General features: G+C 72.7%; 12 protein-coding genes. 8 read left to right on the top strand and 4 right to left on the bottom strand.

Going from position 1 to position 15,370, the window contains the following annotated elements:
- The first annotated feature begins 59 nt into the window (after nucleotides 1-59).
- Entirely contained in the window at nucleotides 60-833 is a 774-nt protein-coding gene (locus ACIBI9_RS40885; protein ID WP_397230669.1) for an alpha/beta hydrolase, read from the top strand.
- A gap of 7 nt (nucleotides 834-840) precedes the next feature.
- Here ACIBI9_RS40885 and ACIBI9_RS40880 read toward each other — a convergent pair whose 3' ends face one another.
- On the bottom strand, nucleotides 841-3,561 hold the full coding sequence (locus ACIBI9_RS40880; RefSeq protein WP_397231013.1) for a LuxR C-terminal-related transcriptional regulator: 2,721 nt from the start codon (nucleotides 3,559-3,561) through the stop codon (nucleotides 841-843).
- A gap of 109 nt (nucleotides 3,562-3,670) precedes the next feature.
- Here ACIBI9_RS40880 and ACIBI9_RS40875 point away from each other — a divergent pair, with 109 nt between their 5' ends.
- On the top strand, nucleotides 3,671-4,222 hold the full coding sequence (locus ACIBI9_RS40875) for a TetR/AcrR family transcriptional regulator (RefSeq protein ID WP_397230667.1): 552 nt from the start codon (nucleotides 3,671-3,673) through the stop codon (nucleotides 4,220-4,222).
- A 130-nt stretch (nucleotides 4,223-4,352) separates the two neighbouring features.
- On the opposite strand, the gene ACIBI9_RS40870 is transcribed toward ACIBI9_RS40875, so the two are convergent.
- Entirely contained in the window at nucleotides 4,353-5,204 is an 852-nt protein-coding gene (locus ACIBI9_RS40870; RefSeq protein WP_397230665.1) for an LLM class flavin-dependent oxidoreductase, read from the bottom strand.
- Between the two features lie 6 nt (nucleotides 5,205-5,210).
- Nucleotides 5,211-5,846 carry a hemerythrin domain-containing protein gene (locus tag ACIBI9_RS40865; RefSeq protein WP_397230663.1) on the bottom strand — a complete coding sequence of 212 codons (636 nt, stop codon included), beginning with the start codon at nucleotides 5,844-5,846 and terminating at the stop codon, nucleotides 5,211-5,213.
- 190 nt (nucleotides 5,847-6,036) lie between these two features.
- Between ACIBI9_RS40865 and ACIBI9_RS40860 the strand changes: the two genes are divergently transcribed.
- Complete coding sequence (locus ACIBI9_RS40860; RefSeq protein ID WP_397230661.1) at nucleotides 6,037-8,760, top strand: AAA family ATPase; 2,724 nt, start codon at nucleotides 6,037-6,039, stop codon at nucleotides 8,758-8,760.
- Here the strand turns inward: ACIBI9_RS40860 and ACIBI9_RS40855 are convergent.
- Nucleotides 8,749-9,516 (bottom strand): BTAD domain-containing putative transcriptional regulator, encoded by a 768-nt coding sequence (locus ACIBI9_RS40855; protein WP_397230659.1) that lies wholly within the window; start codon nucleotides 9,514-9,516, stop codon nucleotides 8,749-8,751. The genes ACIBI9_RS40860 and ACIBI9_RS40855 overlap by 12 nt on opposite strands.
- A 272-nt stretch (nucleotides 9,517-9,788) precedes the next feature.
- On the opposite strand from ACIBI9_RS40855, the gene ACIBI9_RS40850 reads away from it, so the two are divergent.
- The 5 genes from ACIBI9_RS40850 to ACIBI9_RS40830 all read left to right on the top strand — a co-directional run bounded on the left by ACIBI9_RS40850 (nucleotide 9,789) and on the right by ACIBI9_RS40830 (nucleotide 14,899).
- Complete coding sequence (locus ACIBI9_RS40850; protein WP_397230657.1) at nucleotides 9,789-12,284, top strand: BTAD domain-containing putative transcriptional regulator; 2,496 nt, start codon at nucleotides 9,789-9,791, stop codon at nucleotides 12,282-12,284.
- An 87-nt stretch (nucleotides 12,285-12,371) separates the two neighbouring features.
- Nucleotides 12,372-12,797, top strand: a complete 426-nt coding sequence (locus ACIBI9_RS40845; RefSeq protein ID WP_397230655.1) for an organic hydroperoxide resistance protein — start codon at nucleotides 12,372-12,374, stop codon at nucleotides 12,795-12,797.
- A 1-nt stretch (nucleotide 12,798) separates the two neighbouring features.
- A complete protein-coding gene (locus tag ACIBI9_RS40840; protein ID WP_397230653.1) occupies nucleotides 12,799-12,966 on the top strand; it encodes a hypothetical protein in 168 nt (55 codons plus the stop codon).
- Between the two features lie 333 nt (nucleotides 12,967-13,299).
- On the top strand, nucleotides 13,300-13,563 hold the full coding sequence (locus tag ACIBI9_RS40835; RefSeq protein WP_397230651.1) for a hypothetical protein: 264 nt from the start codon (nucleotides 13,300-13,302) through the stop codon (nucleotides 13,561-13,563).
- Nucleotides 13,564-13,582: 19 nt separating this feature from the next.
- Nucleotides 13,583-14,899, top strand: coding sequence for a PP2C family protein-serine/threonine phosphatase (locus ACIBI9_RS40830; protein WP_397230649.1), 1,317 nt, complete (start codon nucleotides 13,583-13,585; stop codon nucleotides 14,897-14,899).
- Nucleotides 14,900-15,370: the final 471 nt, after the last annotated feature.

Below are 15,370 nucleotides of genomic sequence, written 5' to 3'. Positions count from 1 at the left end.
TCCCGCCCACGCACCTCTGGACGATTCTTGATCCACGGCCCGTACGAGCTGGAGGATCCGTGAGCCCCACTCCCATCGTCTTCATCCATGGCGCGTGGCTCCACGCGTCGTCGTGGGAGTCATGGAACCAGCGCTTCTCCAGTTTCGGGTTCGCCGTCCACGCGCCGGGCTGGCCGGGAGAGCCCGCCACGGTGGGCGAGGCCCGCCGGAATCCCGAAACGCTCCACGAGCTGGGGCTCGACGCGCTCACGGACCACTACGCGCGCATCGTCCGTTCGTTCGACACCCCGCCCGTGATCGTCGGCCACTCGGTGGGCGGGCTCATCGCGCAGCACCTCCTCGGCGCGAACGCGGGCCGCGCCGCGGTCGCCATCGCCCCCGCCCCGGTCGACCACGCGACCTGCCCGGCCTCCGGGGAGCCGTGGCCGGTGTCGATGGACGCTGAGAGGTTCCGGCGGCTGTTCGCCAACGCGGTCACCGAGCAGGAGTCGGCCGAGTTGTTCGAGCGCCACGTGATCCCGGGGCCGCGCCGGCTGCTGGCCGAGCTGGGACACGGCGGCGCCGTACGGCACCCGCGGGCGGTCGTGGACCACGGCAACGCCCGCCGCGGCCCGCTGCTGCTGATCTCGGGGCAGGAGGACCGGCTGGTGCCCGACCACGTCACCCGGGCCGTGTACAAGCTGTACGGCGACTCGACGGCCACGAGCAGCCTCAAGCAGTTCCCGGACCGGGCCCATTCGCTGGTCGTCGACAGCGGCTGGCGGGCGGTCGTCGACTATGTGCTGGTCTGGCTCGCCGAGCGAGGGGTGTCCGCCGATCCGTCGAAGTGGTGAGGAGGGGTCACACGTCCCCGGCCTTGCCCAGAGCGTCGCGCAGCGCGGCCCGCGAGGTGATGCCCAGCTTCGGGAAGACGCGGTAGAGATGGGAGCTGACGGTGCGCGGCGACAGGTGCATGCGTGCGCCGATCTCCTTGTTCGTCAGCCCGCTCGCGGCCAGCTCGGCGATGCGGCGCTCCTGCCAGGTCAGCGCGGTCAGGTACGACAGCGAGGCCCGGGCGGGCGTCCCTGAGGCGCGCAGCTCGGCCTGGGCGCGCTCGGCCCAGCCGGTGGCGCCGAGCCGTTCGAAGGACTCGGCGGCCCGGACCAGGACGGGCCGTGCGGCCTTGGGACCCTGGGTGTGCCTGAGCCGGACGCCGTGGGCCAGGCGGATGCGCGCCAGCTCGAACGGGAAACCGGCTGCGGCCGGGTGGGCCTCGGCCAGGGCGTACATGTCCTCGGCCTCCTTCTCCTCGGCGGCCGTCATCGCCAGGGCGCCGTAGGTGATGAGGGCCAGCCGGGGGGAGACGCCGGGCAGGTCCGCGTCGGAGGCCGCCTGGGCGTGCCGGCGGGCCTGCTCCAGGCGTCCGGTGTGCACGGCGGCCTCGACCAGGTCGAGCAGCGTGCGCGAGGCCTGATGGGCGCAGCGTTCGAACGATCCGGGCGGCGTGATGCCGATGGCGTACAGGTAGGCGGCCTCGTAGTCGCCCTCGCTCAGGGCCGCCGCCGTGCCGATGGCGTCGGCGATCTGGGTCAGGAACCCCACGCCGCGCGGGCGGGCCCAGGCTTCCAGGACGGCCTGCGCCTCGCGGGCCTGTTCGACCTGGCCGCGCAGGGCGGCCAGGAGCCCGAGGTAGGCACGGGTCTGGTGGGCGAACAGCGCGTGTCCATGGGACGTGGTCAGCTCCAGGGCGCGCTGTCCCGTCCGTTCGGCGTCGTCCCACTCGCCGGCGGCCAGCTGGTCGAGCATGATCAGGTGCAGCATGGTCATACCGGTGGCCACGGCGCCGGTCTCCACCTCACGGTCGACGGCGCGCTGCAGGTAGGGGCGGTACTGGCGCAGCGTGTCGACGTGGTAGGCGGCCACGGACAGGCGCGAGACGTCCCACGGCTCCAGCTCCGAGCCGTCGGCGAACGCGCGCTCGACGCGCTCGTGCACGCCCGCGCCGTGACGGACGACGTCGCTCCACGCGTCGCGGTAGATCGCCGAGCGGAGGTCGACCCGGTCCCCCAGAGAGTCCATGAGCTGCTCGGTGCGCTCCCACAGCGCGGCGTCGCCGGCGTACTGGCTGATGGCCAGCAGCACGTTGACCAGCCGGGTGAGCACTTCGGGGGGTTCGTGCGCGCCGTCTTCCCGCAGGCTCTCGATCGCCGCCGCGACGTGGCGATGCGCGGAGCGTACGTCGCCGTCTTCGTACAGGGCCACGTACGCCGAGGTGACCACCGTGGCGGGGGACTCGCTCCCGCCCGGCAGCAGGTCCGAGCGGACGAGTTTCTGCGCCTGCTCCAGGAGCGCGGCATGCCCGGCGATGAAGGCGGCGTCGCCGAGCCGCCTGGAGCGGTCGGCGGGGGTCTCGCTCAGCTCCGCCGCGCGGGTCAGCCAGGCCACGGCCGCGACCGCGCCGCCGCGCCGGGTCGCCGAGTCGGCCGCGGCCTCCAGCGCGGCGGCCACCTCCTCGTCGGGATCCACGGCCGAGGCCGCCAGGTGGCGGGCGCGCCGCTCGACGTCGTCGCGGTGCACCCGCGCGAGCTCGGCGTGCGCTGCCCGGCGCTGGTTGGGGGTCGCCAGCTGAACGACGGTGGCGCGGACCAGCGGGTGCCGGAAGACGAGGTCGCCGGTGGCGGGGTCGGTGTCCAGGAGGCCGGCCGCGACCGCCTCGTCGGCCTCGCGCATGCGGTAGCGGGCGCCGGGGGCGCGGTTGCCGGACGGTCCCGCCCCGACGCCGTCGAGGGCGCCGCGCAGCAGTTCTTCTCGTACGGGACCGGCCAGGCGTTCGATGCGGATGCCGTAGACGTGCTGCAGGCGGCGCGACAGCGGGATGTTGCCGAATCCGAGGTCGCCGGTATGGCCGCCGTCAAGGTAGGCGGGCAGCTCCAGGATCGCCAGGGGGTTGCCCATGGCGTGCTCCAGGACGTTGCGCCGGGTGGGCGCGTCGAGTTGCGGATGGCGGAGGTCCAGGAGCTGCCCGGCGGCCTCCTCCGACAGGGCCGCCACGGGCAGCTCGGGAAGCGCGGCCGTGTCGAACCGCGAGCCGACGTCGGACCGTACGGCGATGAGCATCTTCACGGAGCTCCCGCTGAGCCGGCGCCCCACGAACCCGCACACCTCGGCGCTGGAGGCGTCCATCCACTGACCGTCGTCGAGCAACAGCAGCAGCGGTTTCTCCGACGCCGCCAGGGACAGCAGGTCGAGCACGGCGATGCCGAGGGACATGACCGACGGCGCCGTGCCCTCGTGCAGCCCGAAGACGACGTCGAAGACGGCCCGGTGGCCCTCGTCGAGCCCGGCCGAGTGGGGCAGCAGCGAATAGAGCAACTGGTGCAGGCCGGCGAACGGCAGTTCCGTCTCCGCCTCGACCCCGGCGGCGCGGATCACGCGGTGCCGCTCCGGGCCCGTGAGGCCGGCCACGTGGTCGAGCAGGGCGCTCTTGCCGACCCCGGTCTCGCCCCTGAGGATGAGGGCCTGCCCCCCGGCGGCCGCCATGAACGCGGACAACTCCCTTTGGACGCCATCCCGGCCCACCATTGTCGAGACGAGCGACTCCACGCTTCCCCCACTCCCATACAACTAACTGCCTCACTAATGTGACACTAATTTGCTTCATATGCCACGCGACAGAGGTATCTTGGGGCGGGTGAGAGCAGACGCGACCCGCAACCTCGAACGCGTCCTGAGCACAGGCGCCCGCATGCTCGCCGACGACCCCTCGGCGACCATCGCCGCCATCGCCGCCGCGGCGGGGGTGGACCGCCGCACGGTCTACCGCCGCTTCGCCTCCCGTGAAGATCTCATGGCCGCCGTCTACGGAGCCCGCTACGACGCGGTCGAGAAGGCCATCGAGGCGGCCCGGCTGAGCGAGGCCCCGGTCGCGGTGGCGCTGCACCGTTACGTCGAGGGCATCATCGCCGTCAACCGCAAATGGCCCGTGGAAACGAGCCGCATGCTCCGCGAGGTGACGCTCCGCGAGCGCCGCCGCGGCCTAATCGACGAGGTCGACGCCTTCCTGCGGCGCGCCGCCGACGAGGGCCTGCTGCGCTCCGACCTGCCGCCCGGCTGGGTGGCCACGGTCCTGCCGCCGCTGATGGTGCACGCCGCCGAGGACCTGCCCGAGCTGAGCGCCGCGCAGGCCGCCGACATCGTGGTCGAAACACTGCTGCGCGGCGTCGGCGTTCCGCGGGCGCGCTGACCCCGTGACGGTGATGGTCATGGGTCTCCTTCCCGTACGGCACGGCCGGGCAAACCCGCCCCGGTACGACCCTAGGCACCGCCTGCATACGAACCGCAGACAACGCGCATACAAGCCATGGCCGGGCTGCTCAGGCCAGCAGATCCGCCAGCCGGTCGATCTGCTCGATGTCATCCGACCAGCAGCTGAGCATCACCTCGTGGGCCCCGAGGTCCCGGTACGCGGCGACGGTCTCCCGGATCTCCGCGGCGGTGGTCGCCATCCCCTGCGCGGACTGCGCGGCGAGCTCCGGCGCGAACCCGTAATAGCGCAGCAGCGACGCCCGCGCGTCCGACACGGTGAACTCCGGCCCCAGCGCGACGTTGATCTGGCCGACGAGCAGCGGTTCGCCCGCCCGGCCGGCGTCCTTCCACTGCCGTCTGACCAGCTCGAACAACGCCCCCGCGTATCCCGGCGGAGCCGGGCAGATGTAGCCGGAGCCCCAGCGGGAGACCCGGGCCAGCGCCGGCGGCGTGAAACCGCCGAAGAGGAGTTCGGGACCGCCCTGCTGCACCGGGGACGGACCGACCGGCCCGATGCCCGGTGCGACCGGTTCGCCGGCCCAGACCCGGCGCATGGTCGCCAGCTGCTCGTCCATCCGCCGCCCCCGGGTGGCGTGATCGGCGCCCACGGCCTGGAAGTCGTCCTCCCGCGCGCCGACCCCGAGACCCAGGGTGAAGCGGCCACCGGACAACCGGTCGAGGGTCGCGCTCTGCTTGGCCAGCAGCACCGGGTCGCGCAGGGGCGCGAGCAGCACCTCCGACTGCACCCGGATCCGCTCGGTCACCGCCGCCATCGCGGCCAGCGTGACCATGATCTCGGGATTGTTGTACACGATCCGGTCCGGCACGCCGATCCGGGCGTACGGGCCGGCGTCCGCGCGCCGCGCCCACGCGACCAGCGCGGCCGGATCGACGAAGGGCACCGCGAGTCCGAGCGTCATGTGCGTTCAGCCTTCCGTGGCGCCGGACAGGACCGCGAGGGCGGCACGCGCCTGCTCGCGCATCGCGGGCACGAACTGCTGCGCGGGCTCCGGCAGGCCGGACAGGACGAGCGCGACCTCCTCCGGCGTGCCGACCTCGTCGAGGAATCCCACGATCAGGTGTGCCGCCTCGGCCGGCGAGCTCGCGACGGTCGCGCGCGAGAAGGCGGCCCACTCGTCCGGCGAGATGTGCTCGCGCAACGCCCGGAACAGCAGCGGCTCCTCGTGCTCGAGATGCCGATGCACCAGGTCCCGTACCGCTTCGGCCGCCCGCCGCAGCCCCGGGCGGTCGCCGTCCTCGCGGATCGGCACCGCGCCGAGGGCGTCGAGCGCGATGTCGAGGTCGTCGTGCTCCTCGCTCAGGACGGCGAACCGTTCCGCCGCCTCCGGCGCCACCGCGGCGATCATCGGCCACAGCTGGTGGTCCTCGGTCTCGTGATGGTGGCGCAAGTTCTTGACGAGGAACTCGCGCAGCTCGGCCAGGGCCCCGAGGGGGACGGAGGGCTTGAGGGCGGCCTCCGACAACAACGTCGTGGCGCGCCGGTGGAAGGCGTGGATGAGGCGGGTCTCGGTGACGGCCGCGATCTCGGTGTTGGTCGACATGCCGGGGAGCGTAGAAGCCGCGGGAGGAGGTCACGTTGACGAATGGTTGGCGCCCGAGGCAGGCGTCCGTCCCGGACGTATACGTCCGAATGCACGGGGTATCGTACCGGGGCGTTTTCGGTAGGGTCGCGGCGGGACTCGAACGGCTGGGGGAGCCGGCCGAGGCCACCGAGGGGAGGAGCGCCGCACCATGCGCCTTTTTGGACGGGAAGCCGAGCTGAAGGCCCTGGCCGAGCTCATCGACGACCCTGCGGCGCGCAGCGGCGTTCTCATGCGGGGGGAGACCGGCATCGGGAAGTCCGCGCTCGTGGCGGAGGCCGTTTCGGCGGCGTCGGCCGCGGGCCTGCGCGTGCTGACGACGACCGGCGTGGAGGCCGAGCAGCACCTCGCCTTCGCCGGGTTGCACCAACTGCTGTACCCGGTCCGGGCAGGCGTGGACGCGCTGCCGGCCCCGCAGCGCGACGCCCTGCGCTGCGCGCTGGGCCTGGCGGAGGGGGCCGAACCCAGCGCGTACCTCGTCGGCCTCGCCACGCTGACCCTGCTGGCCGAGACGGCCGCCGTCCAGCCGCTGCTGGTCGTCGCGGAGGATGTGCACTGGCTCGACCGCGCCAGCGCGGACATCCTCGCCTTCGTGGCGCGCCGGATCGAGTCCGAGCCCATCGGCATGGTCGCGACCCTCAGGGAAGGCGAGCATTCTCACCTGCAGGACGCCGGGCTGTCCCCGATGCCCGTCGGCCGCCTCTCCGACGACGTCGCCGACGAGCTCCTGGACTCGATCGCTCCCGGCCTCACCCCGGAGGTCCGGGCGCGGCTGCTGGCGGAGGCCGCCGGGAACCCGCTGGCGCTGACCGAGCTGCCGGTGGCCGGGGGAGACCACGGCGAGCGCGGTCCGATGCTGCCGCTGAGCGAGCGGCTTGAGCGCGCGTTCACCGCCCGGGTCGCCGCCCTGCCGGTGCCGGCCCGCACCGCGCTGCTGGTCGCGGCGCTCAACCAGAGCGATTCGGTCTCCGAGACGCTCGCGGCCACGGGCCTGATCCTGGGGTCGGCGGCCGAGCTGGAGATCCTCGCACCGGCCGTCGAGGTCCGGTTGATCGAGCTCGGCATCGGCGCGGTGCGGTTCCGCCATCCCCTGATGCGGTCGGCCATCCCGGCTGCTTCGGCGCTCGCCGAACACAGGCAGGCCCACCTGGCCCTCGCCGAGACGCTGCGCGACCAGCCGGACCGGCGGGCATGGCACCGGGCCGCCGCGACGTCCGGAGCCGACGAGGCGGTGGCGGCCGAGCTGGATCGCGCGGCCGACCGGGCCCGGCGCCGGGGCGGCGTCGCCGCCGCGATCGCGGCCTTCGAGCAGGCGGCCCGGCTGAGCGAGGTACCGGATCGGAAGGCGGACAGGTTGCTGGGAGCGGCCGAGCTCGCGGTCGAGTCCGGCAGCCGCGGCACGTCCGAGCGTCTGGTGCGCGACGCGCAGGCACTCGAACTCTCGCCGCGCCGGCGGGCCACCGCCGCGTGGTTGCTCAGCAGCTTCGAGGACGGCGTGCGCGAGGACCTCTCCCGGGTGCCGGAGCTGGCCGAGCTGGCCGCTTCGGTCGCCGCCGACGGGCAGGTCGAGCCGGCTGTCCGGATCCTGTGGGGCGCCGCCATGCGCTGCTTCTGGTCCGAACCGGGCCCGGCCGCCCGGCGTGCGCTGCTGGACGTGGCCGACGGGCTGCCCGTTCCCGCCGGCGATCCGCGCTTGGTCGCGGTCGCCGCGTACGTCGCGCCGTTCGAGCGGGGCGGCACCACGCTCGACAGGCTGCGCGAACTGGCCGCCGTGGCCGGCGCCGACCCGGAGGTTGATCGTTACCTGGGCAGCGCGGCGCTGCAGGTCGGGGCGTTCGACCTGGCCGCCCGCTTCTCCGCGGCGGCCGCGCCCGCCCTGCGCGCCCAGGGGCGGCTCGGCCTGCTGCCCCGGGCGCTGGCCGTTCTGGCGTGGAGCCGGGCCCGGCTCGGCGACCTGGCCGGGGCCCTGACGGCCGCGGCGGAGGCCGCCACGTTCGCCCGGGAGACCGGCCAGCCGTTCATGTACGGGCTGGCCACGGCCGTCCAGGCCGAGATCGCCGCGCTGAGGGGTGACACCGGGCAGGCCGGGACCCTCGCCGACGAGGCGGAACGCGTCGCACTCCCGGTCGGCGCCCGGCCCGTCCTGGCCACCGTCCAGCTCACGCGGGGGCTCGCGGCCCTGAGCGAGGGGCGTTTCGACGACGCGTTCGCCGCCCTGAGCCGGATCCTCGATCCCGCGGACCCCGGCTACCAGCTGGCCCTGCGCGCCTACTGCCTCGCGGAGCTCACCGAGGCCGCCGTGCGCGCCGGGCGTACCGAGGCCATGCGGGACATTCTGCGCGACCTGGAGCCGCTGGCCGCGTCGACGCCGTCACCGGCGCTGCACATCGGGTTGCGCTACGCGCGTGCCGTGCTCGCCCCGGACGAGGAGGCGGAGGAGCTGTTCACCGCCGCGCTGCGGGCGGACCTGACCGGATGGCCCGCCGAGCGCGGACGCCTCCATCTGGCGTTCGGCGAATGGCTGCGGCGGCGGCGCCGGGCCGCGGAGTCCCGGACGCACCTGCGTACGGCCAGGGAGACCTTCGACGCGCTCGGCATGGCCGCATGGGGCGAGCGCGCACGACGGGAGCTGCGCGGCGCGGGGGAGTCGAGCCCCAACCGCGACCCGGACGCGCGGGAGAAGCTCACCCCGCACGAGCTGAGCATCGCGCAGCTGGCCGCCGAGGGGCTGACCAACCGGGAGATCGGACAGCGGCTGTACCTGTCCCACCGGACCGTCAGCACCCACCTGCACCGGATCTTCCCCAAGCTGGGGGTGAGCTCCCGGGCCGATCTCGCGCGGGTGCTCACGACTTCGTACGGCTCAGACAAGTGAGGCGTCGGCCGCCGTCCTGATCCGCGCGTACATCCTCCGCAGTCCGGGGCCGGGCTCCAGGCCCAGATCGTCGTCCAGCAGCCCGGCGATCCGGTGGTAGGCCGACAGAGCCTCCTCGCGGCGGCCGTCGCGGTCGAAGGCCCACATCAGCAGCTCCCACAACCGCTCGCGATAGGGCTCCGCCGCCGTCGCGAGCGTCAGTCCATCGATCGCGTCGCCGCAGTCGCCCTGTTCGATGTCCAGCGCCCAGCGCTCCTCCATGGCCGAGGCGCGCAGCTGTTCGAGCCAGGCGCGGCGGCCCTCGAAGAAGGCGCCGCTCATCCCGTCGAGCGCCGGTCCGCGCCACAGCGTCAGCGCGCCACGCAGCAGCCCGGACGCCTCCGTGATCTTCCCCTGCTCGCGGGCCTCGCGGGCGGCGGCGGTGGCCTGGCGGAACACCGTCACGTCGACCGCACCGGGGTCGACCGCCAACTGGTAACCGCGGCCCACCGACCTGATCTCCGCTTCGGTGCCCAGTCCTGCCGAACTGGCGTCGGCCAGCACCCGGCGCAGGCGGGAGATGAAGGTACGGGTGCTCACGACGGCGCTGCGCGGCGCCTCGCGACCCCACAACGCGCCCACGATCTCGTCGATCGTGACCTGACGCCCCTGGCTCAGGAGCAGCCGGGCGAGCACTCCCCGCTGCTGCGGCGACCCCGTGTCCAGCTCTTCCCCGCCGCTCCAGACCCTGATCGGGCCCAGTAGCCCAAAGCTCACCCCACCCATCGAGGTTCCCCCGCCCTCTCACGTAGCGTCACCGACGCCGTACTCGGGCGTCCCTGACCGACCCTACTGACGCCGCGTCGGGGTTTTTGGCGCATTGACCGGCTTGTCAGTGGTCTGTGAGTTTTCTGACTTTTCCCGGCTCAGGCCCTGCTGTCCCGGGATGACGTACACGTACGGCGTCACGTGACGCTCGCGAAGGCGGTCCGGGCCGGGATCTACTACCGCGGGCCCGCACTGTGCACTCGTAAGGAAAGCGCCCGATCGTGATTGGACAGCCGAACGTCGTCTCGGCTCCCTGCAGGTTCACCGTTCTCGGGCCGCCCGGCCTCTATTGCGGTGAGACGCGCCTGGATCTCGGCGCACCGCAACAACAGGCCGTGCTGATGCTGTTGCTGGTCAACAGCGGCACTTTCGTACGGATGGGTGAGCTGATCACCGGTGTGTGGGGCGACCGGGCACCGGCCACAGGGGAAGCCGTCATCCGGACCTACATCTCCCGCATCCGGCGGCTGCTGTCCGAGTGCGGGCTGGAGTCGGCGATCAGCTCCCAGTCCGGGAGCTACATGCTGGACCCGTCGCTGTGCGCGCTGGACGCCACCGAGTTCGCCGATCTCCTCGAATCCGCCAGGCAGGAGCGCGCGAGCGGGCGCGTCGCGGTGGCCGCGAGCCGTCTGGAGCAGGCACTCGGCCTCTGGACGGGCACGGCGCTGGCCGGGGTGCCGGGCGAGGCCGCCGAATGCGAGCGGTTCCGGCTGGAACAACTGAAGCTGCTCGCCACCCAGGAGCTGCTGCAGCTCCGCCTGGAGCGGGGGGAGCACGCGGAGGTGGTGGCCGAGATCCCGCTGCTCATCCAGCTGAACCGGCTCGAAGAGCCGCTGTACGAGATCTACCTCCTCGCCCTGTACCGCTGCGGCAGGCGGGTGGAGGCGCTCGAGGTCTACCGGATGGTCTATGACCTGCTGGGCAAGGAGCTGGGCGTCAGCCCGGGGCCGCGGCTGCGGGAGATCCACGACCGGATCCTGCGGGCCGACGCGGACCACGACGACGGGTTCGCCCTCGCGCCATGGGCCGAGCGGCCCGCCGTACGCTCCCCGGACGAGACTCCCCATTGGCGGTTCGTCGGGAGGGACACGGAACGCGCCGCCTTCCAGGACCTGCTGAAGAAGAGCCGTGGCGAACGTCCGGGCCTTCTCTTCTTCCGCGGACCCGCCGGCATCGGCAAGTCGACACTGCTGCGCCGGCTCGCCGACGACGCCGCCGACGCGGGCCGGCGGGTGTGGCACCTCCACGGCTCGGTGGTCACGCAAGCGCGCGAACACCTCGGACGGTTCGCGGAGGAGCTCTCCGGCGTACCCGGCCCGATCCTGCTCATCGACTCGTTCGAGGAACTGGCGGACCTCGAACCGTGGCTGCGCGACGAATGCCTCCGGCGGCTGCCCGCCGACACGATCGTCGTGGTGGCGGGCCGGACCGGGCCGAGCGCCGCCTGGCTCACCGATCCGGCCTGGTCCGGGACGATCGTCATCCGCCACCTCGACGTCCTCACCGCCTCGGAGTCCACCGCGCTGGTCGAGGCCCGCGGCGTCGACCCCGGCCTGCGGAGGTCCATCGTGGACTTCGCCGCCGGCAACCCCTTCGCCCTGTCGCTCGCCGCCGAGGTCGGCAGGAGCATGTCGGCCACGGGACAGCCGTCGCGCCGTGACGCCGTACGCCACGTCGTCGACAACGTGCTCGCGCGCCTGGCCGGGAGCGTGCCGACGGACGCGCACCGGTGGGCGCTGCACGTGTGCGCGCACGCCCGCCACACCACCGAGGATCTCCTCGGCGCCGTGGTGCCGGGCGGACGGGCGGCGGAGCTGTTCGACTGGCTCCGGGCGCAACCATGTGTCGACACCGCCGCTCACGGCCTGGACATCAACGGCGTGCTGCGCGAAGCCCTCGACCACGACCTGCGGTGGCGGGACCCCGTCGGCTACGAGCGGATGCACCGGCGGATCCGCCATTACGCCATGGACGAGCTCCTGCGCGACGCCCGCGAACCCCGGGCGAGCGTGGCGGCCATGCGGACGATCAGCCATCTGCGCCGGCGCGGCGGGGTCGTGCGCCGGTACGTCTCGAAGGTGGGCGAGGCCGATGTGCGGGTGGCCGAGGCGACCCCCGCCGACCACGACGACCTCGTCACCATGGCGCGCGAGTGCGGCGGTGAGGTCACGGCCGCGTCCGTCCGGTTCTGGCTGGGCCGTCAGCCGGAGGCCTTCTTCCTCCTCCGGTGCCGCGAGAACAACCGGCTGCGGGCTTTCATGAGCTGGCTGACCCTGCGGGCGCCGGAGCGGGACGAGCTGGAGGCCGACCCTGTCGTGGGCGACATCTGGCACGACGTGAGCCGGCGCAGGGCGGTGCCCCCGGGGGCGCACATCGCGATCGCGCGGCACTTGATCTGCCCGGCCTTCGAGGCCAAGCCGTCTCCCGTCATGGACGTCTTCCAGGCGCGGATGATGCGCGGCTGGCTGCACGAGCCGGGGCTGGCGGCCTCGTACCTGGTCGTCGCGAACGGTCAGTGGTGGCGGCCGCTGATGGAGTATCTGGGCCAGTACGAGGTGGAGCGCGTGCGCGCGGACCACCCGTACACGATCTTCGGCCACGACTGGCTGGCCGACCCGCCGGAGGAGTGGCGAGACCACCACCTGGAGGAAGAGCTCTGGGCCGAACGGCACCCGAACCTGTTCCACCGCTCCGAAGTGGACTCGTCACCGGCTTGACAGGTGACGCTCGATCCTGCCAATATCGTCACCAGTTGAACCGGTGACGCGCAAGTGGCGCGTTCACCTGACCAGGAGGGAAAAGCCATGGCCGTCAGCTACACCGGGGTCGTCACCGTCACGGGGGAGGGCCGCAACGGAGGCCGCGTCCAGGCCGACGACGGCCTCCTCGACACCACGCTCGCCATCCCGAAGCAGCTCGGCGGCGCGGGCGGGGCCACCAACCCCGAGCAGCTGCTGGCCGCGGGCTGGGGCTCCTGCTTCCTCGGCGCGGTCAGGAGGGCGGCGGCGCAGCGCAAGATCACGCTGAAGAGCACGGCCATCACGGCTGAGGTGACCCTGAACCACGGCGACGACGGCGAGTTCAGCCTCAGCGCCGTGCTCAACCTGGAGCTCGGAGGCGTGGACCAGCAGACGGCCGACGAGCTCGGCGCCGCGGCCCACCAGATCTGCCCCTACTCCAAGGCGACCCGCGGCAACATCCCGGTCACCATCAACACGAAAGTCGCCTGACATGCGGGCGACGCAGGACCTCGCCGAAGCGGCGCGCCGGGCCCGCTTCGGCCGGCTGCCCGAGCGGGTCCGGCTCGAGGACACGGTCGAAGAGCACGCGGCCACCGCGCCGGACCCCGCGCGGGACGCCTATGACTCGGACGAATGGCTCGTTCGGTACTGCCTGTGAAACTGGAGGGGCTCGTGTTGCGCATACCGAAATCCGCGACAGTCCTGGCGGTGGCCACGATCGTGGTGGCCGTCGCCCTGGGGTGCCTGGCCCAGGTGTTCTGACGACGGTCCGGGCCGCACCATCGCCACCAAAAGCGCCACCCCTCCGCTCACCAGCACGGCACCCAGTTGCAACATGCGGCCGAACGGCGCCACGGCCGCGCCACGTCCGCGTCCCGCAGCGCGACGGCGCCGAGCCCCGGCCCTGGTCATCACCAAGAAAGCTTGGGCAGCGCACCCCGTTTGTGTGGCAGGGCACGGGTAGGCGGGCCACACGGAGGTGGGACAGGCCATGTCACGACGAGAAGATTGGGCCGAGGGGCGCGACGCGACGGCCGCCACGGTGGAGGGCACCGAGCACGGCGATCACCTGGGCGTGCTGCGATTCGACTTTCCCGGCTACGGCGGCGGGGACAAGCTTCGGCACGTGAGCTGGGAAGAGTGGTTCGACACCTTCGACAAGCGGGGGCTCAACTTCATCTATCAGGAATCCAAGAGCGACGGCACCCAGAGCAACTTCTTCCGCCTGGAGAACCCTCAGCGCGAGGACGCCTGAACTGCCCGCGAGGCAGCACATGGACAGGGACGGCGAACAGATGCTCGGAGGCCTGATCGCCGCCCATCACCTCACGCCCATGGACGACCTGCCCGCGCTGCTCGTCGCCTACGCCGGCCTGGCCGGCTTCTCCGAGCCGCTGCTGTATCTGGCCGATCTGCAACAGCAGTACCTGGTGCCGCTGCCCGGCCAGCACCTGCCCGACGGTTCGCCCCCGCAACGCCTGCGCATCGACACCACCCTGGCCGGGCGCGCCTACCGCAGCCTGTACCTGGTCTCCTCCACCAAGACCCGCGATCCCGGCGCGGCCGACCCGGATGAGGAGGGGCTCGACGAGGCACGCCCCGGCGAGGGCGGCCCCAGGCGCTGGTGGCTGCCACTGCTGGACGGCACCGACCGCATGGGCGTCCTGGCCATGACCGCTCCCGTCGACGACGACGACACCCGGCGCCGCGCGCACTGGCTCGCGTCCCTGCTGGCCATGGTGATAGCCGCCAAAGGAGCCACCAGCGACACCTACGCCACCGTGGTCCGCGACCGGCCGATGGACTTGTCGGCCGAAGTGCTGTGGTCCCTGCTGCCCGCCAAGACCTTCGCCACCGACCGGATCGTCGTCACCGCCGCCCTGGAACCCGCCTACCAGATCGGCGGCGACGCCTTCGACTACGCCCTGACCCGTGACACGCTGAACCTGGCGATCTTCGACGCCATGGGACATGACCTCACCGCCGGGCTGACCTCCGCCATCGCCATCGGCGCCTTCCGCAATCACCGCCTGCGCGGCGACGGCCTGCGCGCCGTCGGCGAGGCGATCGACGGCGCCATCGCCCAGCAGTTCGCCCGTACGCAGTTCGCCACCGGCATCTTGGCCACCCTCGACATCCGCACCGGCGTGCTCACCTGGGTCAACCGCGGCCATCCGCCACCGCTGCTGCTGCGCCAGGGCCACGTGGTGGCCGAACTGGCCACCGAGCCCGACCCTCCCATGGGGCTGTGGCTGGGCGCCTACGAGGACCCGGCCCACTACCAGCTCCAGCCGGGCGACCGGCTGCTGTGCTACACCGACGGCGTCGTCGAGGCCAAGGACCCGCACGGCCGCGAGTTCGGCCTGGACCGGTTCGTGGACTTCATCGCCCGCCACGAAGCCGATCAGGTCTCAGCCCCCGAAACGCTGCGCCGGCTGGTCCAGGCGCTGCTGCAGTACCAGCAAGGCGTGCTCCAGGACGACGCCACCGTGCTGCTCGCGGAATGGCAGTCCCAGGCGTATGCCCCGCTGGGCACCCATCGCTATTACGCGGTCACGCGGAGAGCGCCGCGCATGCCCAGCGGCTCATGACCGCCCATGCCGCAGACGCCAGCCGATGTACGCCACCCAGACGGCGATGGTGACCAGGTAGCCGGCGCCCACCCAGAGCCACAGGATTCCGGCGGGCAGCCGCGGCCGGGAGTTCGAGCGAGGCGGCGGCGAGCGTGCGGGCGGAGGCGGTCCCCTGCACGCTCTCGCGTTGCCGGCGCAGCTCGTGACGGACCCGCCGCAGGGCCGCCGGACCCTGGGACGCTTCCTCCGCATCGCCCCTCAGGATCACCCGGCGGCGGCACGAATCCGCGACCTGCTCCGCTGAGTCGTTTCATGTTTCAGCCGCTGTCAGCGGGCACGAGAGCGGGAGGCCCCGTCAACGTCGCTGCCATACGGCGGCGGGGCCCCATGACCCACGCCAACTTCGAGGGAGGCCGTCATGGGCACGCAGCAGGACATGATCGAAGTCCTGGTCGTAGACCACCGCGAGGTGGAGGAGATGTTCGTCCA

It is taken from the genome of Nonomuraea sp. NPDC050451, assembly GCF_044458585.1.
Note: the sequence above shows the minus strand (reverse complement) of the source record. Positions and strands in the feature narration are given on the sequence as shown.

Coding starts and splice junctions, on each gene's coding strand:
- ACIBI9_RS40880 (WP_397231013.1), bottom strand. CDS start 3,561: ATGGTGGGCCGGGATGGCGTCCAAAGGGAGTTGTCCGCGTTCATGGCG.
- ACIBI9_RS40870 (WP_397230665.1), bottom strand. CDS start 5,204: ATGACGCTCGGACTCGCGGTGCCCTTCGTCGATCCGGCCGCGCTGGTC.
- ACIBI9_RS40865 (WP_397230663.1), bottom strand. CDS start 5,846: ATGTCGACCAACACCGAGATCGCGGCCGTCACCGAGACCCGCCTCATC.
- ACIBI9_RS40860 (WP_397230661.1), top strand. CDS start 6,037: ATGCGCCTTTTTGGACGGGAAGCCGAGCTGAAGGCCCTGGCCGAGCTC.
- ACIBI9_RS40845 (WP_397230655.1), top strand. CDS start 12,372: ATGGCCGTCAGCTACACCGGGGTCGTCACCGTCACGGGGGAGGGCCGC.
- ACIBI9_RS40840 (WP_397230653.1), top strand. CDS start 12,799: ATGCGGGCGACGCAGGACCTCGCCGAAGCGGCGCGCCGGGCCCGCTTC.
- ACIBI9_RS40835 (WP_397230651.1), top strand. CDS start 13,300: ATGTCACGACGAGAAGATTGGGCCGAGGGGCGCGACGCGACGGCCGCC.
- ACIBI9_RS40830 (WP_397230649.1), top strand. CDS start 13,583: ATGGACAGGGACGGCGAACAGATGCTCGGAGGCCTGATCGCCGCCCAT.